General features: G+C 69.6%; 21 protein-coding genes. 9 read left to right on the forward strand and 12 right to left on the reverse strand.

The features are described 5' to 3' along the window. Positions 1 to 12: 12 nt before the first annotated feature. The 8 genes from ACWDU4_RS23825 to infC form a co-directional block, all read right to left on the reverse strand. The gene (locus ACWDU4_RS23825) at positions 13 to 180 is read right to left on the reverse strand and encodes a hypothetical protein (RefSeq protein WP_450116408.1); all 168 of its coding nucleotides are present in this window, start codon (positions 178 to 180) and stop codon (positions 13 to 15) included. 70 nt (positions 181 to 250) lie between these two features. Further along, positions 251 to 739, reverse strand: coding sequence for a hypothetical protein (locus tag ACWDU4_RS23830; RefSeq protein WP_450116409.1), 489 nt, complete (start codon positions 737 to 739; stop codon positions 251 to 253). 127 nt (positions 740 to 866) lie between these two features. Further along, the gene (gene pheT / locus ACWDU4_RS23835) at positions 867 to 3,353 is read right to left on the reverse strand and encodes a phenylalanine--tRNA ligase subunit beta (RefSeq protein WP_450116410.1); all 2,487 of its coding nucleotides are present in this window, start codon (positions 3,351 to 3,353) and stop codon (positions 867 to 869) included. 43 nt (positions 3,354 to 3,396) lie between these two features. Then, a complete protein-coding gene (pheS, locus tag ACWDU4_RS23840) occupies positions 3,397 to 4,467 on the reverse strand; it encodes a phenylalanine--tRNA ligase subunit alpha (RefSeq protein ID WP_450116411.1) in 1,071 nt (356 codons plus the stop codon). 51 nt (positions 4,468 to 4,518) lie between these two features. Beyond that, on the reverse strand, positions 4,519 to 5,331 hold the full coding sequence (locus tag ACWDU4_RS23845) for a TrmH family RNA methyltransferase (protein WP_450116412.1): 813 nt from the start codon (positions 5,329 to 5,331) through the stop codon (positions 4,519 to 4,521). A gap of 23 nt (positions 5,332 to 5,354) precedes the next feature. Further along, a complete protein-coding gene (gene rplT, locus ACWDU4_RS23850; RefSeq protein WP_450116413.1) occupies positions 5,355 to 5,744 on the reverse strand; it encodes a 50S ribosomal protein L20 in 390 nt (129 codons plus the stop codon). 65 nt (positions 5,745 to 5,809) lie between these two features. Further along, on the reverse strand, positions 5,810 to 6,004 hold the full coding sequence (rpmI, locus tag ACWDU4_RS23855; protein ID WP_007531459.1) for a 50S ribosomal protein L35: 195 nt from the start codon (positions 6,002 to 6,004) through the stop codon (positions 5,810 to 5,812). 51 nt (positions 6,005 to 6,055) lie between these two features. Next, positions 6,056 to 6,760: a translation initiation factor IF-3 gene (gene infC, locus ACWDU4_RS23860; RefSeq protein WP_450116428.1), complete on the reverse strand. Its 705-nt coding sequence runs from the start codon at positions 6,758 to 6,760 to the stop codon at positions 6,056 to 6,058. 289 nt (positions 6,761 to 7,049) lie between these two features. Between infC and ACWDU4_RS23865 the strand changes: the two genes are divergently transcribed. Then, complete coding sequence (locus ACWDU4_RS23865; RefSeq protein WP_450116414.1) at positions 7,050 to 7,406, forward strand: DUF1844 domain-containing protein; 357 nt, start codon at positions 7,050 to 7,052, stop codon at positions 7,404 to 7,406. Positions 7,407 to 7,913: 507 nt separating this feature from the next. Here ACWDU4_RS23865 and uvrA read toward each other — a convergent pair. Then, positions 7,914 to 10,838 carry an excinuclease ABC subunit UvrA gene (gene uvrA / locus ACWDU4_RS23870; RefSeq protein WP_450116415.1) on the reverse strand — a complete coding sequence of 975 codons (2,925 nt, stop codon included), beginning with the start codon at positions 10,836 to 10,838 and terminating at the stop codon, positions 7,914 to 7,916. Between the two features lie 205 nt (positions 10,839 to 11,043). On the opposite strand from uvrA, the gene ACWDU4_RS23875 reads away from it, so the two are divergent. From ACWDU4_RS23875 to ACWDU4_RS23885, 3 genes are all read left to right on the forward strand, one after another. After that, positions 11,044 to 11,733 (forward strand): MBL fold metallo-hydrolase, encoded by a 690-nt coding sequence (locus tag ACWDU4_RS23875; RefSeq protein ID WP_450116416.1) that lies wholly within the window; start codon positions 11,044 to 11,046, stop codon positions 11,731 to 11,733. Between the two features lie 55 nt (positions 11,734 to 11,788). After that, positions 11,789 to 12,334: a pyridoxamine 5'-phosphate oxidase family protein gene (locus ACWDU4_RS23880; RefSeq protein ID WP_450116417.1), complete on the forward strand. Its 546-nt coding sequence runs from the start codon at positions 11,789 to 11,791 to the stop codon at positions 12,332 to 12,334. Positions 12,335 to 12,430: 96 nt separating this feature from the next. Then, positions 12,431 to 14,659 carry a HelD family protein gene (locus ACWDU4_RS23885; RefSeq protein ID WP_450116429.1) on the forward strand — a complete coding sequence of 743 codons (2,229 nt, stop codon included), beginning with the start codon at positions 12,431 to 12,433 and terminating at the stop codon, positions 14,657 to 14,659. An 80-nt stretch (positions 14,660 to 14,739) separates the two neighbouring features. Here ACWDU4_RS23885 and ACWDU4_RS23890 read toward each other — a convergent pair whose 3' ends face one another. After that, the gene (locus tag ACWDU4_RS23890; protein ID WP_450116418.1) at positions 14,740 to 15,192 is read right to left on the reverse strand and encodes a universal stress protein; all 453 of its coding nucleotides are present in this window, start codon (positions 15,190 to 15,192) and stop codon (positions 14,740 to 14,742) included. 179 nt (positions 15,193 to 15,371) lie between these two features. Between ACWDU4_RS23890 and ACWDU4_RS23895 the strand changes: the two genes are divergently transcribed. The 3 genes from ACWDU4_RS23895 (at position 15,372) to ACWDU4_RS23905 (ending at position 20,433) form a co-directional block, all read left to right on the forward strand. After that, positions 15,372 to 18,140, forward strand: coding sequence for an alpha/beta fold hydrolase (locus ACWDU4_RS23895; protein WP_450116419.1), 2,769 nt, complete (start codon positions 15,372 to 15,374; stop codon positions 18,138 to 18,140). Further along, positions 18,137 to 19,021 (forward strand): ABC transporter permease, encoded by an 885-nt coding sequence (locus tag ACWDU4_RS23900; protein WP_450116420.1) that lies wholly within the window; start codon positions 18,137 to 18,139, stop codon positions 19,019 to 19,021. The genes ACWDU4_RS23895 and ACWDU4_RS23900 overlap by 4 nt, the downstream gene beginning before the upstream one ends. Positions 19,022 to 19,248: 227 nt before the next feature. Next, the gene (locus ACWDU4_RS23905) at positions 19,249 to 20,433 is read left to right on the forward strand and encodes a zinc-binding dehydrogenase (RefSeq protein ID WP_450116421.1); all 1,185 of its coding nucleotides are present in this window, start codon (positions 19,249 to 19,251) and stop codon (positions 20,431 to 20,433) included. A gap of 147 nt (positions 20,434 to 20,580) precedes the next feature. On the opposite strand, the gene uvrB is transcribed toward ACWDU4_RS23905, so the two are convergent. Then, complete coding sequence (gene uvrB, locus ACWDU4_RS23910) at positions 20,581 to 22,737, reverse strand: excinuclease ABC subunit UvrB (RefSeq protein ID WP_450116422.1); 2,157 nt, start codon at positions 22,735 to 22,737, stop codon at positions 20,581 to 20,583. 82 nt (positions 22,738 to 22,819) lie between these two features. Between uvrB and ACWDU4_RS23915 the strand changes: the two genes are divergently transcribed. Beyond that, the gene (locus tag ACWDU4_RS23915; RefSeq protein WP_450116423.1) at positions 22,820 to 23,323 is read left to right on the forward strand and encodes a DUF402 domain-containing protein; all 504 of its coding nucleotides are present in this window, start codon (positions 22,820 to 22,822) and stop codon (positions 23,321 to 23,323) included. An 18-nt stretch (positions 23,324 to 23,341) separates the two neighbouring features. On the opposite strand, the gene coaE is transcribed toward ACWDU4_RS23915, so the two are convergent. Continuing rightward, a complete protein-coding gene (gene coaE / locus ACWDU4_RS23920) occupies positions 23,342 to 24,571 on the reverse strand; it encodes a dephospho-CoA kinase (protein WP_450116424.1) in 1,230 nt (409 codons plus the stop codon). 166 nt (positions 24,572 to 24,737) lie between these two features. Here coaE and ACWDU4_RS23925 point away from each other — a divergent pair, with 166 nt between their 5' ends. Next, positions 24,738 to 24,914 carry a hypothetical protein gene (locus tag ACWDU4_RS23925; RefSeq protein ID WP_450116425.1) on the forward strand — a complete coding sequence of 59 codons (177 nt, stop codon included), beginning with the start codon at positions 24,738 to 24,740 and terminating at the stop codon, positions 24,912 to 24,914. The last annotated feature ends 52 nt before the right edge of the window (positions 24,915 to 24,966 follow it).

Genomic DNA, 24,966 nt, shown 5'->3' on the forward strand with positions numbered 1-24,966 from the left:
GGGGCGAGTGGGTCAGCGGAGGCGGTCGGGTGTGCGTGCCGCGCCGTCGGCGTACCCCTTCGGGGTGCGCTGCAGGAAGTCCGGTTTGATCGAGATCGCGAGGAGCATCAGCACCCCGGCCGTCACCACGGCGACGGCCGCGAACGTGACGAAGAATGCAAACCCGACGAGAATGTCCATGAGGCACCTCCGTGTTGGTGCATCCACGGTACGACCGACCCGCCCCGCGCGCAGGGCAATGCCCGGCAGGTCAGTCCCGGTGCAGCGACTTGCGGATCTCGTCGAGCCGCTCCTTGGCCGCCTTCTCCCTTGCCGCGAACTGCTCCTCGAGGTTCCGTCCGGCGGACGACGCGGCGTCGAGTTCGGTGCCTCCGTCGGCGGTGCCGGCGCGGGTCTCGATCTTCTCGCGGACGGCGTCGAACGTCGGGACACCCCCCTCGGTGTATCCGGTCACGGCAGCGACATCGGGTGCCACCACCCCGCCCGGGACGGTGTTGGGGTTGGTGACGGCATGCGGGTCAGGGACGACGTCCGCGTCGAGGATCACCGGCGGCGCCGGCACGTCCGGCGTGGTCGGTACCGGCGGGGCGACGGGCTCGGGGACCAAGCGGATCTCGAGGGCCGCGGCCCGCAACGCGGCCAGCGCGGGCCGTCCGGTCGTCGCGGCGGCCACCACCGCCCGCACCTCGTCGTCGGTCAGCGCACTCATGCTGTTCACGATGGACTGGGTCTCGGTCATGGCACCTCGCTCGATCGGCTCGTCAGCCGGGTCGGCGGTCGCGAGCTCTCTGCGCCCAGGCTAGCCCGAAACGCACGCCACCCCGTCCCGCGTCGGCGCGGAACGGGGTGGCGTGTCGGGTACGGGGTCAGGCGCGCAGCTGCGCACCGACCGTCGCGGCCGCGGCGGCGACCGCGGCGTCACGGGCGGCGCTCGCCTCGTCCTCGGTCAGGGTGCGGTCACCGGCGCGGAACCGCAGTGCGAACGCGAGCGACTTGCGTCCGGCACCGACCTGCTCGCCGGTGAAGACGTCGAACAGCCGGATGTCCTCGAGGAGCTCCCCGGCGCCCGCACGCAGCGCGGACTCCACCGACGCCGCCGGCACCGAGCCGTCGACCACGACGGCCACGTCCTGCAGCACCGCCGGGAACGGCGAAACGCGGGGCGCGGGAAGCGATTCCACGATCGGCAGCGCGTCGAGGTTCAGCTCCACCGCGCAGGTGCGGGCGGGCAGTCCGGCGCGCTCGAGCACAGCCGGGTGCAGCTCACCGGCATGTCCGACCACCGTGCCGTCGACGAGCAGTTCGGCGCAGCGGCCGGGGTGCCACGGCAGGTACTGCGCGGGCCTGCGGTCGAGCCGAACACCCGCGGCGGCGGCGATGGTCTGCGCGGCCGCGAACGCATCGGTGGCGTCACCTGCACGTCCGGGCCCCCACGGCCCGCTCGGCTCACGAAGCCCGGTCAGGACGACGCCGACGTGAACCGGCTGCGCGGGCAGCGAGCGCAACAGATCGTCGACCTGCTCGTCGGTGGGCCGCCGGTCGACCGGCAGTGCATCGACCGGCTTGGTGTCCGGCCCGGGCTGGACAACCTGCGCGATACCGAACAGCGCCAGGTCACGCTGGCCACGAGAGGTGTTGCGGGCCAGGATCTCCAGCAGTGCCGGTAGCAGCGTCGTCGCGAGTTCCGGGCGGTCCGACTCGAGGGGGTTGAGCACCTTCGAGGTGACGCGGCGCGGGTCGTTGGCGTCCAGGCCCCAGGTGTCGAACACCGCGGCGGGCAGGAACACGGTCGGCAGCACCTCGACGTAGCCGTCGAACGCGAGCGCCTTCCCGACAGCGCGGCGGCGTCGCTGCGACGGGGTCAGGCCGCGCCCGGCCGGCGCGGCAGGCAGCACCGACGGGATCTGCTCGAGCCCTTCGAGCCGCAGCACCTCCTCGACCAGGTCGGCCGGCTGGGTCAGATCGGGACGCCACGTCGGCGGCGTCACCACCAGTTGACCGGTGCCGCTGTCGTCGACCGCGACGTCGACGGTGCACCCGACCTGGGTGAGCCGGCGGGCGGCGGTCCCGTTCGGGTAGGTCACGCCCGCGACCCGGCTCGGCAGGTCCAGGTCCATCGCGATCGCGGCGGGCGCGGCGACGGAACCCTGGTCGGTCAGGACCGGCTCGACGTGGCCGCCGGTGATCTCGGCGAGCAACCCGGCCGCCCGGTCCAGCGCGGCGGCGGACAGCGCCGGGTCGACGACCCGCTCGTACCGCTTCGACGCCTCGGAGATCAGCTTGTGCCGACGCGACGTCCGGAACACCGCCAAGGGATTCCAGATCGCCGCCTCGAGCAGCACCTCGGTGGTGCCCTCGCCGACCTCGGTGCTGCCGCCGCCCATCACCCCGGCGAGGGAGATGACACCGGTGTCGTCGCAGATCACCACGTCCTCGGCGTCGAGCGTCCGCTCCACCCCGTCGAGGGTGGTCAGCTTCTCCTCGGCGACCGCGCGGCGCACCACGAGACCTCCGGCGACCTTGGCCGCATCGAATGCGTGCAGCGGGTGACCGAGTTCGAGCATCACGTAGTTCGTGACGTCGACGGCCGGGGAGATCGGCCGAACCCCCGACAGCAACAGCCGGCGCTGCATCCACCACGGAGTGACCGCGTGCGGGTTCACGCCGGTGACCTTCCGCAGTGCGAAGCGCGTGCACCCGGACTCCGGCTGCACCGTCAGCGGCCACGCGTCGCCCGCGGCCTCGTACGGCACCGTCACGGCGGGATCGACGAAGTCCAGGTCGAAACCGTTCGCCAGCTCACGAGTCAGGCCGCGCACCGAGAAGCAGTAGCCACGGTCCGGGGTGATGTTCAGCTCGATGATCGTGTCGCCGAGTCCGAGGAGCTCGCCGGCTGCGGTGCCCGGCGCGGCCGTGCCCGGTTCGAGCACCAGAATCCCGGAGTGGTCCTTGCCGATCCCCAGCTCCGAGGCCGAACACATCATGCCGTTCGACACCCGGCCGTACGTCTTGCGGGAGGCGATCGCGAAGTCCCCGGGCAGCACCGCGCCCGGCAGCGCGGCGACGACGAGATCGCCGACCGCGAAGTTCCTGGCCCCGCACACGATCTCCTGCGGCTCTTCGCCGCCGACGTCGACTCGGCAGAACCGGATCGGCTTCTTGAACTCGGTCAGTTCCTCGATCTCCAGCACCCGGCCCACCACCAGTGGACCCGACACCAGCGGTACCGCGTCGACCTCCTCGACCTCGAGGCCCACCCGCACGAAACCGGCGTCCAGCTCCTCGGGGCTCACCTCCCAGCCGGGGGTGGCCCGCTGCAGGATCTCGGTCAGCCAGGATTGCGCTACTCGCACGTCTACTCAGCTCTCTCGTTCTCGGCTCAGTCGTTGAAGTTCGTCAGGCCTGGACACCGAAGGGCAGCGTGAACCGCACGTCGCCCTCGACGATGTCGCGCATGTCGGGGATGCCGTTGCGGAACTGCAGGGTCCGCTCCAGACCCATGCCGAACGCGAAGCCGCTGTACTCGTCGGGGTCGATACCACTGGCCCGCAACACATTCGGGTTCACCATGCCGCAGCCACCCCACTCGACCCAGCCGGCGCCACCCTTCTTGCCCGGGAACCAGACATCCACCTCGGCCGACGGCTCGGTGAACGGAAAGTAGTTGGGGCGCATCCGGGTTCGCGTATCGGGGCCGAACAGCGCGCGAGCGAACGCGTCCAGGGTGCCACGCAGATGCGCCATGGTCAGCCCCTTGTCGACCGCCAGGCCCTCGATCTGGGAGAAGACCGGGGTGTGCGTCGCATCCAGCTCGTCGGTGCGGAACGTGCGACCCGGGCACACCACGTACAGCGGCAGGTCCCGCGAGAGCATCGATCGCACCTGCACCGGGGACGTGTGGGTGCGCAGCACCTGACGCGAGCCCTCCGGCGCGATGTGGAAGGTGTCCTGCATCGTGCGGGCCGGATGGTCGGGCAGGAAGTTCAGTGCGTCGAAGTTGAAGTGCTCGGTCTCGACCTCGGGCCCCTCTGCGACCTCCCAGCCCATCGCCACGAACACGTCGGTGACCTGCTCGGAGATGATCGTGATCGGATGCCTGGCCCCGACGGCGCGGCGTCCGGCGGGCAGGGTCACGTCGATCGACTCGGCAACCAGCACCGCCGCGTCACGCTCGGCGAGGAGGATCTCCTTGCGCGCCTCGTAGGCGGCACTCGCCCGGGTGCGGGCCGCATTGACACGCTTGCCCGCGTCGGCCTTCTCCTTGCCGGGCAGGGCCCCGAGCGCCCGCCGCACGAGCGACAACGGCGCCTTGTCGCCGAGGTGGTCGATCTTCGCCTTCGCCAGCGCATCCAGATCCGAGGCCCCGGCAAACGCCTGCTCTGCAGCGCCCGCAGCCTCGGCGAGCGACTCCTCGCTCAGCGCCTGCGCGTCGATGATCGGTGCACTGTCGCCCTCGTTCTTGGCCACGGCTCGTGAAACTCCTCGTGTTCGGTTCTGCTCGCGCGTTCTCGGCAAATTCTAGGTTGTCGGCTCGGACGCCCTGTGCTGCACCCGCGCGCTCGCGTACAGGCAGATCGCTGCCGCGGTCGCCAGGTTCAGCGACTCGGCCCGACCACGAATCGGAATTCGCACGCGGTGGTCCGCCCGCGCGGCGAGGTCCGGGTCCAGTCCGTGCGCCTCGTTACCGAACAGCCAGGCCGTCGGACGGGCCAGCAAATCGTCGGCTGCGTCGAGGTCCACCTCACCGTCCGCGGCGGTCGCCAGCACCTGCACCCCGGCCGCGGCGACCGCGGCGAGGACCGTGTCGGTGTCCCGTTCCCGAGCGATCGGCAGGTGGAACACACTGCCCGCGGACGAGCGCACGCACTTGCCATTGTGTGGGTCGACGCTGTCGCCCGCGAGGATCGCCGCGTCGGCGCCGACCGCGTCGGCGACCCGGATCACGGTCCCGGCGTTGCCGGGGTCGCTGATCGCGACCGGTACCGCCAGCAGGCGCGGTCGCGCCCCCAGCGCGGTGGCGAGCGGAACGTCGACGGTCCGGCAGACGGCGACCACGCCCGGCGGCGTGACGGTGTCCCCCAGCGCCTTCGCCGCCCGGTCGGTCACCGGGGACACGCGCACTCGCTGTGCGAGCGCCCGCTCCACCAGCGCGGCATGCCGCACCGAGGCGTCCGCAGTGACGAACAGTTCCTCGATTCGTCCGGTGTCGAGAGCGGCGGTCACCGAATTCGCGCCCTCGGCCAGGAACCGTCCAGTCTTGCGCCGTTCCGCGCCACGCAGCAGCTTGACAGCAGAAACGACCCGTGGCGTCCGCTCGGTGAACGGGTCCACGGGTCGTTCCTGGATCGGCTTGCTCAGGCCGCTTCCCCGGCGGGAGCGTTCACGTCGGCCGGCAGCGCGGCCTTCGCGATCGCGACCAGGCCGGCGAACGCCTCGGCGTCGGAGACGGCGAGCTCGGCGAGGATCTTGCGGTCAACCTCGACACCCGCGGCCTTCAGGCCCTGGATGAAGCGGTTGTAGGTGATGTCGTTCGCGCGGGCGGCGGCGTTGATGCGCGAGATCCACAGCTTGCGGAAGTCACCCTTGCGCGCGCGGCGGTCCCGGTACGCGTAGGTCATCGAGTGGAGCTGCTGCTCCTTGGCCTTGCGGTACAGGCGCGACCGCTGCCCGCGGTAGCCGCTGGAGGCCTCGAGAACGGAACGGCGCTTCTTCTGGGCGTTGACTGCCCTCTTGACGCGTGCCACTGAAAAATCCTGTCAATCGGTCGGGATCGCCTGGACGCTCCCGAGAGGTAATGGAGAAGGTCGAATCAGATGCCGAGCAGGCGCTTGACGCGGGGAACGTCGGCCTTGTCGACCACGGCGACGCCGTCGAGGCGACGGGTGACCTTGGTGGCCTTGTGCTCGAGCAGGTGGCGACGCCCGGCCTTCTGGCGCAGGATCTTGCCGCTGCCGGACACCTTGAATCGCTTCGAGGTGCCGCTGTGGCTCTTGTTCTTGGGCATGGAGTCCTCAGTTTCTGTTTCTTCTACTGCTGCGTACTACGTGCTGGTCTGTCAGCTCGCGGGCGTGTCGGGCGTCTGCGGCTCCGCGGCGGGCGCCTGCGCCTCGGCAGGTGCTGCCGACTGTGCGGGCGCCGGCTGCGCGGGTGCCTGCGGACGAGCGCCACGCTGTGCCTGCTCCTGCGCCTTGACACGGGTCTTGGCGCCCTTGTGCGGTGCCAGCACCATCGTCATGTTGCGGCCGTCCTGCTTCGCGGACGTCTCGATGAAGCCGAGGTCGGCGACATCGGCACCGAGCCGCTGCAGGAGGCGGAAGCCCAACTCGGGACGGGACTGCTCGCGTCCGCGGAACATGATCGTGACCTTGACCTTGGATCCGGCCTCGAGGAACCGCACGACATTGCGCTTCTTGGTCTCGTAGTCGTGATCGTCGATCTTCGGGCGAAGCTTCTGCTCCTTGATCACGGTCTGCTGCTGGTTCTTGCGCGATTCGCGCGCCTTCTGCGCGGCCTCGTACTTGAACTTGCCGTAGTCCATGATCTTGCACACCGGCGGACGCGCGTCGGGCGCAACCTCGACCAGGTCGAGGTCGGCGTCCTGAGCCAAGCGGAGTGCATCTTCAACACGCACGATGCCAACCTGCTCACCTCCCGGTCCGACAAGGCGGACCTCGGGTACGCGGATGCGCTCGTTGATGCGAGTCTCAGTGCTGATGGGGCCTCCTAGGTAGAGCGGCGTGGTCGTCCTGACCGCCCGCAGCCCGCCTGCCCACGTCCCCAACAAAAGAACCCCGGCTGGATCTCTCCAGGCGGGGTCCGATGTCGACCGATCACGTGCCGCAGCGTCGTGTACATCTGCACACGCGCCACCCACGCCCCTCACGGGAACCTCGGATCGAACGCACCAGGCCTGTGCGGCCAGGTACCAACACCCGAGTGACCGGAACCGTTGACCTGCGAATATGCTTCGCGGAACAGCGGTGGGAGTCGGACTCCACTTGCTGCCCCCGACGTCGTCAGGGGCGGTCGTGTATGGAAGTCTAGCAGCCATGACAGACGCATCGCACACAGGGGAAGACAGCACCGAAGTCCGCGAACTGGCGGACGTCCCCGCGGTCGAGGTGATCAGCCGGGCGGCCGTCATGCTGATGAGCTCCGCCGCCGAGAAGCTCGGCCTTGCCGCGGACGACCACACCGACAGCGCGAACATCGACCTCGACGAAGCCCGGCGCGTCATCACCGCCCTCGCCGGCCTGGTCACGGCCTCGGTCGAGTACCTCGGGCCGCACGCCGGACCGATCCGCGAGGGCCTCCAGGCCCTGCAACGGGCATTCCGCGAGGCGTCCGCACACCCCGACGAGCCCGGCAAGGGCCCCGGCGAGAAGTTCACCGGCCCGGTCTACTGAACCACTCGGAAACCGCCACCGCGATGTGAGGCACTTCACATCGCGGTGGCGGTTTCGTTTTCTCCGAAACCTGGACGGCCGACCGGAACGCTCGTGTACAAAGGTCGCGAATGCAGTGGAGGGCACCACATGGAGGCCGGGTTCCGCTACGCAAGAACGGGATCCGATCCTCGAGTGGTCACTGCGATCGGGGGATCATCGCCGAAGCCGTCGTCGGGAAACCCGCAGGCCAAGCGGGGGCGCGGTATCTGATCGATCCGGCACCAGCCGGCCGGCGCAGCACGCGCCTCGGTCGGGTCAGTACATCACCATCAAGGAGACATCCATGGTCAACTCCGGAGACATCGACGGCCTCTTCGGCGCCATTGCCAACATCGTCAACTCGCTGATCGCCGGCGGTTCGTCCACCGGCGGCGGCACCACCGGCACCGTCTGACACATCCGTCGCGACGGATCAGGGCCGGAACCGCAGTGCGCGGTTCCGGCCCTGATCCGTATACAGGACCGTCACACCTTCGCGGCAGCCTTCCGCGGCGCGCGCTTCCGCTTCGCCGGTGCGGGGGCCGCCACCGGTGCCGCGTCGAGAACCTCGCGCAGGAACCGTCCCGTGTAGCTCGCCGGGACCACCGCGATCTCCTCCGGCGTGCCCTGCGCGACCACCGTCCCACCGCCCGAGCCGCCCTCGGGACCCATGTCGACGATCCAGTCGGACGTCTTGATCACGTCGAGGTTGTGCTCGATGACGATGACGGTGTTGCCCTTGTCGACCAGACCGTTCACGACGCCGAGCAGCTTGCGGATGTCCTCGAAGTGCAGGCCGGTGGTCGGTTCGTCCAGGATGTAGACGGTCCGGCCGGTGGAGCGCTTCTGCAGTTCCGCGGCGAGCTTGACGCGTTGCGCCTCGCCGCCGGACAGGGTGGGCGCCGGCTGCCCGAGTCGCACGTAGCCGAGACCGACCCGGACCAACGTTTCCAGGTAGCGGTGAATCGAGGTGATCGGCTCGAAGAACTCCGCAGCCTCCTCGATCGACATGTCCAGGACCTCGGCGATCGTCTTACCCTTGTAGTGCACCTCGAGGGTCTCCCGGTTGTACCGGGCCCCGTGGCAGACCTCGCACGGCACGTACACGTCGGGGAGGAAGTTCATCTCGATCTTCAGGGTGCCGTCGCCGGAGCACGCCTCGCACCGGCCGCCCTTGACGTTGAACGAGAACCGGCCCGGCTGGTAGCCGCGAACCTTCGCCTCGGTCGTCTGCGCGAACAGGGTGCGGATCTTGTCGAACACGCCGGTGTAGGTGGCGGCGTTGGACCGCGGGGTGCGCCCGATCGGCGACTGATCCACCTGGACGAGCTTGTCCAGCTGGTCCAGCCCGTTGACCCGGGTGTGCCGGCCGGGCACCTGGCGCGCCCCGTTGAGCTTGTTCGCCATCACCGTGGCGAGGATGTCGTTCACGAGCGTCGACTTGCCGGACCCGGACACACCCGTGACCGAGGTCAGCACCCCGAGCGGGAAGCTGACGTCGATGTCCTGGAGGTTGTGTTCCTTGGCCCCGACGACGGTGACCTGCCGCTTCTTGTCGACGGCCCGGCGCACCAGGGGAACGTCGATCGAGGACCGGCCCGAGAGGTAGGCACCGGTCAGTGACTCCTCACAGGTGAGCAGTTCCGCGTACGGGCCACTGTGCACCACCCGACCACCGTGCTCGCCGGCGAGCGGCCCGATGTCGACGACCCAGTCGGAGGTGCGAATCGTGTCCTCGTCGTGCTCGACGACGATCAGGGTGTTGCCGAGGTCCCGCAGACGCGTCAGCGTCTCGATCAGTCGGCGGTTGTCTCGCTGATGCAGGCCGATGGACGGCTCGTCGAGCACGTACAGGACGCCGACGAGCCCGGATCCGATCTGGGTGGCGAGCCGGATGCGCTGGGCCTCGCCGCCGGACAGGGTGCCCGCGGCACGCGACAGCGACAGGTACTCCAGGCCGACGTCGAGGAGGAAGCCGAGCCGCGCCTGCACCTCCTTGAGCACCTGACCGGCGATCGCCTCCTCGCGGGCACCGAGAGTCAGCGAGTTCAGGAAGCGGGAACAGTCGGCGATCGACAGCTCCGCGACCTCGGCGATCGACATGCGGCCGTGCTCGCCGGCCTCGATGGTCACCGACAGGATCTCCGGCCGCAGCCGGGTGCCGTTGCAGGCCGGGCACGGTACGTCGCGCATGTACCCGTCGTAACGTTCCTTCATCTGCTCCGACTCGGTCTGTTCGAGCCGCCGGTGCAGGAAGGGCATCACGCCCTCGAACTCGGCGTAGTAGGAGCGGGTGCGGCCGTACCGGTTCTTGTACTTGACGTGCACCTGGTGTTCGCTGCCCTCGAGCACCGCCTTGCGCGCCTTGGCGGGCAGTTCCTTCCAGGGGGCGTCCACGTCGAAGCCCATCACGTCGGCCAGGCCGGACAGGAGCCGACCGAAGTACTCGGAGGTCTGCCCCATCGACCAGGGCGCGATCGCGCCGTCGGCGAGGCTCAACTCGGGATCCGGCACCACCAGGTCCGGATCGACCTCCTTCCGGATACCGAGGCCGGTGCATTCGGGGCAGGCACCGTACGGCGAGTTGAAGGAGAACGACCGCGGCTCGAGGTCGTCGATCGCGAGGGGGTGCCCGTTCGGGCAGGCCAGGTTCTCGGAGAAGCGACGCTCACGATCGGTCGCGTCCTCCTCCCGGTCGACGAAGTCCAGGACCACGATGCCGTCGGCCAGCCGAAGTGCGGTCTCGATCGAGTCGGTGAGCCGCTGCTTGGAGCGCGCCTTGACGGTGAGGCGGTCCACCACCACCTCGATGTCGTGCTTCTCCTGCTTCTTGAGCTTCGGCGGATCGGTCAGCTGGTGCACGACGCCGTCGATCCGAACGCGGGCGTAGCCCTGCGTGTTCAGCTGCTCGAACAGGTCGACGAACTCGCCCTTGCGGGTGCGGACGACGGGTGCGAGGACCTGGAACCGGGTTCCCTCCTCCATGGCCAGCACCTGGTCGACGATCTGCTGCGGGGTCTGCTTGGCGATCCGCTCGCCGCAGGCCGGGCAGTGCGGTGTACCGGCTCGCGCATAGAGCAGGCGGAGGTAGTCGTAGACCTCGGTGATGGTTCCCACCGTCGAACGCGGGTTGCGGTTCGTCGACTTCTGGTCGATCGACACGGCCGGCGACAGGCCCTCGATGAAGTCGACGTCCGGCTTGTCCATCTGCCCGAGGAACTGCCGGGCGTACGCGGACAGCGACTCCACGTACCGCCGCTGCCCTTCCGCGAAGATGGTGTCGAAGGCGAGCGAGGACTTGCCCGAACCGGAAAGGCCGGTGAAGACGATCAGACTGTCGCGCGGCAGATCGATGTCGATCCCCCGCAGGTTGTGCTCACGCGCCCCTCGCACGATCAGGCGGTCTGCCACTCTCGATCCTTTCTCACGCCGAGTCCTGTGTGGAGTTCACGGCCGTCCACATGGTAGGCCGACTGTCCGACACGACTCCGCGCCGACGCGGGCGTCGCAGGTGATACGACGCGGGCATCGCAGTCCACACCGACGCGGGCGTCGGATCGGACACGACGCGCGCTCCCGGACCCCGCGGAGGCCGCCGCGACGGTAGCCTCCCCTCATGGAACGGCAGCAGATGCACATCGACGACCACTACACCGGGGTGCTGACGCAGGGCGCCGACCCACAGCGCCGCACGATCGCGGACGCCACGATCACGAAGATCTCGGTGGGCCCGATGGACAACAACGCCTACCTCGTGGTGGATGCGGGCACCGGGGAGTCCCTGCTCATCGACGCGGCGAACGAGGCGGACCGGCTGACCAGCCTGCTCGCGACCGCGGCTCCGCATCTCGGTTCGATCGTGACCACCCATCAGCACCCCGACCACTGGCTCGCGCTCGCGGACGTGGCTGCGGCGACAGGCGCACCCACCATCGCCCACCCCCTCGACGCCCCGGCACTGCCGGTGGTGCCGGCCCGCACCGTCACCGACGGCGACCTCGTCGAGGTGGGCAGGCTCGCACTCGAGGTGATTCACCTTTCCGGTCACACCGACGGGTCGATCGCGCTCGCGCTCACCGACCCCGCCTCCGGCCAGGTGCACCTGTTCACGGGGGATTCCCTCTTCCCCGGTGGTGTCGGCAAGACGGCGGACGCGCAGAAGTTCGACTCCCTGTACCGAGACGTGACGACCAAGCTGTTCGAGCGGTTCCCGGACGACACGGTCGTCTATCCCGGACACGGCCGCGACACCACGATCGGCGCCGAGCGACCGTTCCTCGCCGAGTGGCAGGAGCGCGGCTGGTGAGCTGACCCGCCGGCGCCACGTGCCGCCGTGGCCCACCGAGTGAGAGGGGCAACCGATGACCGAGCCGATCACCGAGTTCGACACCCGGTACAGCGAGCCGGGGACCGTGGCGGTGAGCTGGGAGTGGGGCCGCCAGGTCCTCACCGACGCGGAGCTCTACTGGATCACGACGGTGCGTCCCGACGGCCGACCGCACGTCACGCCGCTGATCGGTGTCTGGATGGACGAGGCACTGCACTTCTGCACCGGCCCCGGCGAACGCAAGGCGCTGAACCTGCGCCACAACCCGGCGGTCGCGCTCACCACAGGAACCAACTCCTACGCGGAGGGTTTCGACGTGGTCGTCGAGGGGTACGCCGAACCGGACCGTGACGTCCCCACCCTGCTGCGCATCGCCGACGCCTACGTGGCGAAGTACGGGCCGCAGTGGCGATTCGAGGTGACGACCGACGGGTTCCGCGGCGGCGGCGGACCTGCCCTGGTGTACCGGGTCGCGCCGGTCACGGCGTTCGGTTTCGGCAAGGGCCCGTTCAATCAGACCCGATGGCGATTCGGTGCGCGTCGAGCAGGCGTTTCTGCGGACATCCGCCCGGGCGATTAGAATCACTGGGCCCTTTTTGCCCGTGTTTCCGCCCGAGGAGATCACTTGCCCGACGAGGTCCACGCCGACCGAGAGCGCGAACAGCAGTACCTGACGATGTTGTACGACCGCCTCGACGGACTGCGCGAATACGCCAAGTCCCGCCTGGCGACGGTGCTGCTGCAAACCGGGGGCACCCCGCAGGCCCGCAGCGAACGCGAGTCCTTCACCCAGATGTACACCGAGGACATCGCCAAGTACGACGCCGCGGAGAACGGCCTGTGCTTCGGTCGCATCGATCTCGACCCGGACGCGGCGGACGGCGACGGCCACCGGTACATCGGCCGCGTGGGCATCCTCGACGAGGACAACGACTACGAGACGCTGTTGCTGGACTGGCGGGCGCCGCTGGCCCGGCCGTTCTACCTCGCCACCACGGCGTCCCCGGAGGGTGTGACGCGGCGCAGGCACATCCGCACCCGCAGCCGCACGGTGACGGGTCTGGGCGACGAGTACCTCGACCTGGCCGCGGCGCAGCGGGCCGGTGTCGTCTCGGACGACGGCGGCGTGGCCGGCGAGAGCGCACTGTTGGCGGCACTGAACGCGGCCCGCACCGGACAGATGACCGACATCGTGGAGACCATCCAGTCCGAACAGGACGCGATCATCCGCTCGACCCACAAGTCGGTGATGGTGGTCCAGGGGGGCCCGGGCACCGGGAAGACCGCGGTCGCGCTGCACCGTGCCGCATACCTGCTGTACACCTACCGGCAGCAGCTGGCGAAGTCCGGGGTGCTGATCGTCGGGCCGAACGCGACCTTCCTCGACTACATCGGGCAGGTGCTGCCGTCACTCGGTGAGACCGGTGTCCTGCTGTCCACGATCGGTGACATGTATCCCGGGGTGGTTGCCACGCAGCAGGATTCGCTGGAGGCCGGCGAGATCAAGGGTTCGCTGGACATGGTGGCGGTACTCAAACAGGCGGTCCGGGACCGGCAGTTGGTGCCGCGCACGCCGGTCACCCTGCCGTTCGACACCTACACGGTCACCCTCGACCGCAAGATCGTCACCCGGGCCCGGGGCCGCGCGCGGTCGTCGCGGCGTCCCCACAACCTGGCCCGGCCGATCTTCGTCTCCGCGGTGATCGAGGCGCTCGCCGACCAGTTCGCGGCGACTCTCGGAGCGAATGTGCTCGGCGGGGCGAACCTGCTCAGCCGCGACGACGTCGCCGACATCCGGGACGAGATGCGGACCGACACCGAGTTGATGGCCGCGATCGACGAGCTGTGGCCGCACCTGACGCCGCAGCAAGTGCTCACGGATCTGCTGCAGTCCGACGAGCGACTGGCGTCCGCGGCCACCGACCTCACCGCGGAGCAGCGGGCGCTGCTGCACCGGAGGCGCCACACCGGGTTCAGCGCCGCCGACGCCCCCTTGCTCGACGAACTGGCCGAACTGCTCGGGATCGACGACGCCGCCGAACGTGAGCGGGCGGCGCGGCAGTGGCGTGCGCAGATCGCCGACGCGCAGGGTGCACTCGACATCCTCACCGGCTCCGCACCCCAGGACCTCGAGGACGATCTCGACCCCGAGATCCTGATGGCGTACGACCTGGTCGACGCGAGCCAGCTCGCGCAGCGGCACGAGATGCGGCAGCAGTTGACGGCCGCCGAACGCGCGGCGGCCGACCGGACCTGGACATTCGGTCACGTCATCGTCGACGAGGCCCAGGAGCTCTCGGCGATGGCCTGGCGAATGCTGATGCGGCGCATCCCGAATCGCTGGATGACCCTCGTCGGCGACACCGCGCAGACCGGGGATCTGGCGGGCAGCTCGTCGTGGCAGACCGCGCTCGAGCCGTACGTCGCCAGCCGCTGGAAGCTGACCGAGTTGACGGTGAACTACCGCACGCCGTCGGAGATCATGACGGTCGCGCAGGACGTGCTTGCGGCGATCGACCCGCAGCAGGCGGTGCCGCGGTCGGTGCGCGACTCAGGGAACCAGCCATGGGCACACCGGGCCCCGGCAGGTGACGTGGCGGTGGAGGTGCGCCGCAGGGTCGCCGCGGAGACCGGTCCGGGGCTGGTCGCGGTGATCACCAGCGAGGAGGGCGTGGACGAGTTCCGTGACCTACACGGCGATTCGGTCAGCGTGCTGTCGGTCCGCGAGGCGAAGGGACTCGAGTTCGACGTGGTGATCATCGTCGAACCCGCGCTGATCGTGGACTCGTCACCGCGCGGAATGAACGATCTGTACGTCGCACTGACACGGGCGACACAACGCCTCGGCGTCGTGCACGCCCGGCCCCTGCCCGACGTCCTGTCCAAACTGGTTGCGGTGCAATAGAAGACCGGCGCGTGCGTGGGCATGCACGCGAAACGCCTTCGCGTGCGCCGGCAAGCTGCCGACGCACGCGAAGGGCGCACTCAACGAACGGTGTGAACGATCAGAACGTCGCAGGTCGACTTTCGGGCGGCGTCGGACGGCACCGAGCCGAGCAGCCGGCCGGTCAGGGTGTTCAGCCCCCGGTTTCCGACCACCAGCAGATCCGCGCTCACCTCGTCGACCAGCCCGAGCAGCGAATCCACGGGGGCGCCGACGATGGCCCGCTCGACGATGTTCGCGGCCCCGACCGCGTGGGCGCGCTCTCGCGCCGTGCGCAGGATCTCGTCGGTCGGCGCGGAACCCGTGATCTGGTAGGCGTCCTCACCGAGCGTGTCCTGCGCCGCTTCGATGTCCTTCGGATCCGCGGGGTGGTACGCGCAGGCGATGACGAGCTTGGCGTCCGCGTCGCGCGCAAGCGCCGCGGCCTTGTCCACCGCCTTCAGCGACGAATCCGAGCCATCGGTCCCCACGACGATGGTGCGGTAGGCACTCATTCATTCCTCCGGTTGTCGCATGCCCCACCGTCCCCGGTGGCGCGTTGGTCGTCGCCGGTCACCGCGCGAAACCGCGTCGGAGAACCCGGCTGCTCGCCGCAACCCTAGTCGGATGCCCGTCCCGCGCGGGGGAATTGCGGGCCAAGCCACATCTGTCGTGTCTGACTAGATTGGATCTCATGTCTCCGACCCGGTCGCGCGCACCGCGGGTCGCGGCCGTCGTGACCGTGGTGCTACTGGTCGTCGCGGGAGTCGGCACCGGCCTTTACCGGGCGGACCGCCGGCCCGGCGTCACCACCTCCGACGTGCGTGTCACCACCGCCGAAGCACGGGGCACCACCGGCGAGGTGAACATCGATGCGAGCCTGTACCTGCCTCAGCACACGCCCGCGCCCGCCGTTCTGCTCGCGCACGGGTTCGGCGGATCCAAGGACACTCTGGCGGACCAGGCCCGGAACCTCGCCGCCGACGGTGTCGTGGTCCTGGCGTACAGCGCCCGCGGATTCGGCGCCAGCACCGGCACGATCTCGCTGAACGACCCGGATCGCGAGGTGGCCGATGCGCGGGCCCTCGTCGACTGGCTGGCCGCGCGGCCGGAGGTCGAACTGGACGGGGTCGGCGATCCCCGGATCGGAGTGACGGGCGCGTCCTACGGCGGCGCGCTGGCGCTGATGCTCGCCGGCAGCGACCCTCGGATCGATGCGGTGGCCGCGGCGATCACCTGGAACGACCTCGGCCAGGCCCTATTCCCGAACCACGGCCTCCGACCCGGGCACGAACCGGCCGCGACTCCGGCCGACGCCGGGTACGGCGGCCCCGGCGTCCTCAAGCGCGGGTGGGCCGGGATCTTCTTCGGGGCGGGGGTGTCCGGGGCGGGGACCCCGGGCGCCGACGCCTGCGGGCGCTTCGACCCGTCGATCTGCCTCGCCTACGGTTCCGCGGCGGTGACGGGTCTGCCGACACCGGAACTGTTGGCGCTGCTGCGCGCCCACTCCCCCGCGGCGCTGGCCGAGCACATCACCGCGCCGACGCTGCTCCTGCAGGGCGAGCAGGACACCCTGTTCGGCCTCGACCAGGCCGACGCGACGGCACGGCAGATCGCCGCGTCCGGCACCGATGTGCAGGTGCGGTGGTTCCCCGGCGGGCACGACGCCGGCGGCGACTCGCCGAGCAGCCGGGCCTCGGCCGCCCGGTTCCTCACCGCGCAGCTGAGCGGCGACTCGAGCGGCACCTCGACTGACCGCGAGTTGCCCTTCGTGTTCACGCTGCCCGGGACGGGCGGCGGCGATCGGCCGTCCTACCGCCGAATGACCGCACCGAGCTATCCGGGCCTGACCGCGAGCGCTGCCCCTGTTCCGCGTGAGCAGCTGTCCCTGTCCGGGCCACCGCAGACCGTTGACCGGCCTCCGGGAGCGTCACCGGCTGCGGTGTCGTCGGTGCCGGGTCTGGGCTCGGCGGCGGACCTGCTCGCCGTCGCGGGGCAGGCGACCGGATTGTCGACCGATCCCCCGGGACAGACGGCCCGCTTCGCCACCGCTCCGCTGGACCGTCCGGTGACCGTCACCGGAACCTCCACCGCGCAGTTGAGTGTCACCGCGTCGGCTCCGCCCGGCGAGGCGGTGCTGTACGCGAAGCTGTACGACGTGTCGCCTCAGGGGCGTCACGTGCTGCCCGGGGGCGCCGTCTCCGCAATCAGGATTCCGGATACTCCTGCCGGGCAACAGATTCCACTGTCCGTGACACTTCCTGCCGTCAGCCACCAGGTACCGGAGGGACATCACCTGGAGCTGGCGGTGACCACCACCGACCAGGCGTACGCGAACCCGCTGTCCCCGGCTCGCTTCACGATCGCCCTCACCGACGGCACCCTGTCCGTGCCCAGTGTGGCCGCGTCGTCGTCCAGTCGGGCGATCCCCGTGGCCCCGCTCGTGGGCATCGGCGTGATCCTCGCCGGGATCGGCGCGCTGGTGACGATCGGGGTGCTGCGGTCCCGGCGCCGTGCGGTCGCGGAGGTCGACCCGGCACTCGTCGGCACCCCGCTCGTCGTCACCGGGTTGCGCAAGACGTACGGCACCGGGTTCCGCGCGGTCGACGGCGTCGACTTCACGGTGCGACGGGGCCAGGTGCTGGGCCTGCTCGGACCGAACGGTGCGGGCAAGACGACGACGCTGCGGATGCTCATGGGGTTGATCACCCCGACCGCGGGCGAAATCCGCGTCTTCGGACACCGGGTGACGCCGGGCGCTCCGGTGCTGTCCCGGCTCGGGTCGTTCGTCGAGGGATCCGGTCTGCTGCCGCATCTGAGCGGGATCGACAACCTGCGCCTCTACTGGGCCGCCACGGGGCGTCCGGAGTCCGAGGCCCGGATGGACGAGGCGCTCGAAATCGCCGACCTCGGCGACGCGGTGACCCGCAAGGTCCGCTCGTACAGCCAGGGGATGCGGCAACGGCTCGCGCTGGCGCAGGCGATGCTCGGCCTGCCCGACCTGCTGGTGCTCGACGAGCCGACCAACGGGCTCGACCCGCCGCAGATCGCGACCATGCGGGAGGTCCTGGTGAACTATGCCCGGGGCGGCCGGACCGTCCTGGTGTCCAGTCACCTGCTGGCGGAGGTCGAGCAGACCTGCACCGACGTGGTGGTGATGAACCACGGCCGGGTGATCGCCGCCGGCACCGTCGAGGAGTTCACCTCCGCGCAGGGCGCCACCGAACTGCGCGTCGACGACGCCGACGCGGCCGCAGACGCGCTCGCCGCTCTCGGCACGCCCGTGCACCGGGTCGGCGACGACCGGGTTCGCGTGGACCTCGGGGAGACCGATACCGCTGACGCGGTGCGAGCACTGGTCGGCGCGGGTGTCGCGGTCCGACGCGTGGCCCGGACCACCCGCCTGGAGGACGTGTTCCTGCGGTTGGTGCACACGTCGGATCATCGAGAGGAGGCACCGTGAGCATCGGACGATCCCGCTCCGACGAGGTCGCGATCCCGGCGGACGGCCGTGCGCCGGGATACCGGGCCGGGCGGACGCTGCCGTTGCGCACCGAGTTGGTGCGGCAATGCAAGCGCCGCCGCACCCACCTCGCATTGGGATTCCTGGCCGTGTTGCCTCTGATCCTGGTCCTCGCGTTCGCGATCGGCGGCACCGGATCCGATTCCGGCGCAACCGATCTGATCGAGCTCGCCACCCGGGGCGGGGTCAACTTCACCGTGTTCACCCTGCTGATGTCCGTCGGCTTCCTGCTGATCGTTGTCGTCGCACTGTTCTTCGGCGACGCGATCGCAAGCGAGGCGTCCTGGTCGTCGCTGCGCTACCTGCTGGCCATCCCGGTTCCGCGCAGCCGGCTGCTGCAGCAGAAGGCGATCGTCTCGGCGGTCCTGTCGATTGCGGCCCTGCTGCTGCTCGTGGTGGTCGCGTTGACGGTGGGCACCGTGTCGTACGGCACCGCACCGCTGGTCACCCCGTTCGGCGACTCGCTCGGCTACGGCGAGGCGATCGGCCGCCTCGCGCTCGCCCTCGGGTACGTCGCGGTCAACCTGATCTGGGTGGCCGGGCTGGCACTGCTGCTGTCCGTGCTCACCGACGCCCCGCTCGGTGCCGTGGGCGGCACGGTGATGGTCTCGATCCTGGTGCAGATCCTCGACCAGATCACCGCGCTCGGCCACTGGCGGGACTACCTCCCCGGGCACTTCTCCTTCGCCTGGACCCGATTCCTCGCACCGACGGTCGACTGGCACGACATCGTCGTCGGCTCGTTCGCCGCGCTCGCCTACGGCACCGCCTTCGCGGTCGCCGCCTGGTGGTGGTTCGCGCGCAAGGACATCACCAGCTGAGTCCCGGCGTCACCGGTGTTCGACCAGGCACGGTTGCGCACCGACGTCGACGGCGGGAAACTCGAAGTCACCCGGGCTCCGACAGCCAGCCGACGCATTTCACCGTCGGCACCGAACGAAAAGCGAGAGATCGTGCCTCCTCTCCAAGATCTCCTGGCCGTGTTCGCTCCCCGTCGGGCCGATGGGGAGGCCGCGCATCGCGACCGCGCACGCATCGGCGGTGCAGTGTGAGGGCCGTACGGTGTGCCCGCGGGGAACTCGCGATCGTCGAACTACCGGACCCGAATCCGGACCGGGGCCAACTCGTGCTGAATGTTCTCCGCGCCGGCATCTGCGGCTCCGACCTCCACGCACGCAGACACGCGGACGAACTCGCCGGAGTGATGGACGAACTCGACTATCACGACATCATCCGGTCCGACTCCCCGACGGTGTTGGGTCACGAGTTCTGCGGCGAGGTCGTCGAGCGCGGCGCCGGCGCCGGCGCCGGGAAGTCCTTCACCGAGGGCACCCGGGTGGTGTCGTTCCCGCTCGTGCGGGCCCGAGGGGGAACACACCCGACCGGACTGTCCCCGCTGGCTCCGGGGGCGTTTGCCGACAAGGTCCTGGTCGAGGCGTCGCTGTCGTTCGCCGTCCCCGACGGCCTCGACAGCGAGATCGCAGCACTGACCGAGCCCATGGCGGTGGCGCATCACGCGGTGCGCCGCAGCGAGATCGGACGCAGGGACGTCGCCGTCGTTCTCGGCTGCGGCCCGGTGGGACTGGCCGTGGTGTGTCACCTCAAGGCCAGGGGCGTGCGAACAGTGGTGGCCAGCGACTTCTCCCCCGGACGTCGCGCCTTGGCGACCGAGTGTGGGGCCGACGTCGTCGTCGACCCGGCCGTCGATTCACCCTGGCACGCAGCTGGCGCTCGCGGCTGGAGATTCTCGGCACCGGAACTACTCGACTACGCAGTCGACACCATGGACCGCCTGCGCAAGCTGCCCGGCTGGGCGTACGTGAACCGCGCGGCCCAGGCGATCGGGCTGGCCGACCAACCCCACCCGATCGTGTTCGAGTGCGTCGGTGTGCCCGGCATGCTGGAGGGCATCCTCGCCGCGGCCCCGCTGGCAACGCGCGTCGTCGTGGTCGGGGTATGCATGAGCGAGGACAGGCTGCGGCCCGCGATGGCCGTCAACAAGGAGCTCGATCTGCGGTTCGTTCTGGGCTACACGCCGCTGGAGTTCCACGACACCCTCCACCTGCTGGCCGACGGCAAGGTTGACGCGAGCCCGCTGGTGACGGGCACTGTCGGTCTCGCGGGCGTGCCCTCCGCATTCGACGTGCTCGAGCGCGCCGACGTGCACGCGAAGGTGCTCGTCGATCCGTGCAGCGAGGTGGAAACTCTGTCCACCTCGTCGCGCCCCACCTGAGAGCACATCGCCTCCGGCGCCGACGCGCTCCCCTGTCGACGGCCTGCCCGCCCGTGGTGCACCGCGTTATCTCGACGGCCGCGGCGGCCGTTCGGTCCGACACGGCTCCCGTAACGCCCCGCACGCCGCTCCGAACGTCGGTTCCGCCTATTGCAATCCGGCCGCATCCATGCCGCGCAGTTCCTTCTTCAGGTCCGCGATCTCGTCGCGGAGCCGACCCGCCAACTCGAACTGCAGGTCGCGGGCCGCGTTCATCATCTGGTCGGTGAGCTCCTTGACCAGATCGGCCAGTTCCGCGCGCGGCATCGACTTCACGTCCCTGCCCTCGTAGACCCCGGCGCTGACTGCCCGGCCGGCCTCGCCCTGGGCACGGCGACCACGGCTGGCGTTGCGCCCCGACCCGCCGATCTCGACGTCGGTGTCGTCGGCCTCCTCGTACACCTGGTCGAGGATGTCTGCGATCTTCTTGCGTAGCGGCTGCGGGTCGACGCCCATCTCGGTGTTGTAGGCGATCTGCTTCTCGCGGCGCCGTTCGGTCTCCTCGATGGCCCTGGCCATCGAGTCGGTGATCTTGTCCGCGTACATGTGCACCTGGCCGGACACGTTGCGGGCGGCGCGGCCGATCGTCTGGATCAGGCTGGTGGTGCTGCGCAGGAAGCCTTCCTTGTCCGCGTCGAGGATCGCCACCAGCGACACCTCCGGCAGGTCGAGTCCCTCACGGAGCAGGTTGATACCCACCAGCACGTCGTACTCACCCAGCCGCAGCTGCCGGAGCAGTTCGACGCGGCGCAGGGTGTCGATGTCGGAATGCAGATACCGCACCCGGATGCCGAGTTCGAGGAGGTAGTCGGTGAGATCCTCGGACATCTTCTTGGTCAGTGTCGTGACCAGGACCCGTTCGTCGCGCTCGGCGCGCTCGCGGATCTCGTGCACCAGGTCGTCGATCTGACCCTTGGTCGGCTTGACCACGACCTCCGGGTCGACCAGACCGGTCGGCCGGATCACCTGCTCGACGAACTCGCCGCCCGCCTGCCCCAGCTCGTACGACCCGGGGGTCGCGGACAGGTAGACCGTCTGCCCGATCCGCTGCGTGAACTCCTCCCAGGTGAGCGGGCGGTTGTCGGTGGCGGACGGCAACCGGAAGCCGTACTCGACGAGGTTGCGTTTACGGGACATGTCGCCCTCGTACATGGCCCCGATCTGCGGGACCGTCACATGCGACTCGTCGATGACGAGCAGGAAGTCCTCGGGGAAGTAGTCGATCAGCGTCGCCGGCGCCGACCCGGCGGGCCGGCCGTCGATGTGCCGCGAGTAGTTCTCGATGCCCGAGCAGAACCCGACCTGTTTGATCATCTCGATGTCGTAGTTGGTGCGCATCCGCAGCCGCTGCGCCTCCAGCAGCTTGCCCCGGTTCTCCAGGTCCGCCAGGCGTTCCTCGAGCTCGACCTCGATGTCCCGGACAGCGCGTTCCATCCGCTCCGGACCGGCAACGTAGTGGGTCGCGGGGAAGATCCGCACCGTGTCGACCTGCCGCACCACGTCCCCGGTCAGCGGATGGAGGTAGTACAGCGCCTCCACCTCGTCACCGAAGAACTCGATTCGCACCGCCAGTTCCTCGTACGACGGGATGATCTCGACGGTGTCACCGCGCACCCGGAAGGAGCCACGGGTGAACGCGACGTCGTTGCGGTTGTACTGCACGTCCACCAGCAGCCGCAGCAGCGAGTCCCGCGGCACCTCCACCCCGACGTCGAGTTGGATCGAGCGGTCCAGGTACGACTGCGGCGTACCGAGACCGTAGATGCACGACACCGAGGCGACCACGACGACGTCGCGTCGGGAGAGCAGGCTCGACGTGGCGGAGTGTCGCAGCCGCTCGACGTCGTCGTTGATCGACGAGTCCTTCTCGATGTAGGTGTCCGTCTGCGCGATGTACGCCTCGGGCTGGTAGTAGTCGTAATACGAGACGAAGTACTCGACGGCGTTGTTCGGCAACATCTCACGCAACTCGTTCGCCAACTGCGCGGCGAGGGTCTTGTTCGGCGCCATCACCAGCGTCGGCCGCTGCACCTGCTCGATCAGCCAGGCCGTCGTCGCGGACTTGCCGGTTCCTGTGGCGCCCAGCAGCACCACGTCCTTCTCCCCGTCACCGAGCCGCCGCGTCAGTTCCGCGATGGCCTGCGGCTGGTCACCGGCAGGCCGATGCTCGCTGACCACCTCGAACCGGCCGTCGGATCGCTCGATTTCCCCCACCGGCCGAAACTCGGAATGCGCCACCACGGGATGCTCGGATGCAAACGCCATGGCACCAGGGTAGGCGCAGGGTCCGACACGATCACCGCCACGGCGCAAGGCACCGGGAGGCCGGTCGCGATAGGTTCCAGGCATGGATGTGCACGCCCCGAAGGTCGAGGCCTTCAACCTCGCCGACCTCACGAACACCGACCCGAAGGGATTCGTCCGGCAGGTCGAGCGTTACCGGGTCGAGCCGTGGGGCCTGTACATGGCCCGCCACGCCGACCATCCGCACTTCCACTACCTGGAGTCCTGGCTGCTGCCGGACGTGGGACTGAGGGCGACGATCTTCCACTACCGCCAGTACCACGCCCGAGACCAGGACCGGTACGTCGACATCGGCGACTTCACCCGCGGCGACCGCGTGTGGCGGTCCGAGGACCACTACCTGGACCTGGTGGTGCGGACCGGACGCGACACCGAACTGCTCGACGTCGACGAACTCCTCGCCGCCCACACCTCCGGCCTCCTCGACGCCGGCACCACCGAACGAGCCATCACGACCGCAACCCGGGCCGTGGACGGCATCGCCGCCCACGGCCACGACCTCGACGCCTGGCTCGCGGCCGAAGGGATGCCGGTCAGCTGGCGCTGACGCGGCCCGTCGGTCCGGTCAGCCGGCGCTCGCGCCCGCGTCCCAACCGGTGCTCTCCGCCCACGCCATGGCCCGCTGGTAGGCGGTGTCGAACCACGGGGTCTTGGCGTCGACGTACAGTTCCGTCGCGGCGGCCGTGTCCGGCTCACCGGACGCCGCCGCTTCCGCAGTCCGCTTGATCGCCAGGTACTCGTCACGCACGTCCGTGTCGGCGCGCAGCCAGTCCCGGAACACCAACGCAAAGCGCTGCCCCGGCCAGCCGTCCACCCGCAGATGCACGTTCGCCGGTCGACCCGGATCGGCGGAAGCGTGGAATCGCTTGTCCCACAACGATGGATCCGCCTCACCACCGATCCCGTAGACCGGCTTCGGGTCGTCGCCGGTCACCGCATCGACACGCGGGAACCCCGCCCTCGCCAATCGGTCCGCCAACTCGTCGGCCGCTTCGAGACTGCGGACCGTCACCTGCAGATCGATCACGTCCTTGGCGTCGAGGCCCGGCACCGCGGTCGACCCGACGTGGTCGATCCGGACCGCGTCGGCGCCGCACACGAATTGCAGCCGCTCGACCAGCCTCCGCCCCTGCTCCGACCACTCCGGGTCCGCCTGCGACAGGACCGGAGGCACCCGCACCGCAACGGAATTCGCAATGTTCTCCGCGTATCGCTGCAGCCGCTCCCACAGTGCCTTCACGGCCGGGTCCAGTGCGCCGGGCGGACCGCTGTTGTCGAGCCACACGTCGGCGGCGGCGCGACGTTGCTCGTCGGTCGCCTGAGACGAGATCCGTGCTCGCGCATCGTCCTCCGGCATGCCGCGCAGTTCGACGAGACGGCGGATTCGTTCGTCGGCGTCGACATACACCACCACGACCAAATTGAACATCGCCCCCATCCGCCCCTCGACCAGCAGCGGGATGTCCTGCAACACCACGGAATCCGGAGGCGCCGATTCGACCAACGCGGTGGTCCGGGCACCGATCAGGGGATGTAAGATGCCGTTGAGTCGACCGCGGGCCGCCTCGTCACCGAACGCCTTGGCAGCCAGGGCCGGTCGGTCGAGCCGCCCGTCGGGCTGCAGTATCTCCGGACCGAACTCCGCTGCCAGAGCGGCCAGTCCGGGGGTGCCCGGTTCCACGACTTCGCGCGCTATCAGGTCGGCGTCCACGACGACGGCCCCGAGATCGCCGAGGATCCGTGACACGGTGGACTTTCCAGCTCCAATGCCTCCCGTGAGGCCGATTCGTAACACGCACCCCAGTGTGTCACCAAACACGCCCGAAGCCCATCCAGCCCAAATGACCCGGGATCACACGCCCGTCGACTATCTTCGAGAACGACGTGCCAGGCCACCCAAATCGAGATGAAGGAACACCATGCGCAGCACTTCTCCCCAGCCTGGTCGGCACCGTCTTGGCATGGTCGACGGGGTGCATTGCATCCTGATCCCCGAGGTGGCCGCCGCCCTGCAGGAACACCACCGCAACTGGTTCACGCAGATGCTCAGCCCCGCTCGCCACAGTTTCGCATCGATCCGCAAGCGCACCGCGGAGATGCAGGGTACCTGGGCCGCCGGCGCCGCCACCGCGAACTGACCCGAGCCCCAATCGGCCGAACGACGGCGACCCCACCCGCTCGCGGGTGGGG

This window comes from Rhodococcus sp. NPDC003348, from assembly GCF_053589375.1.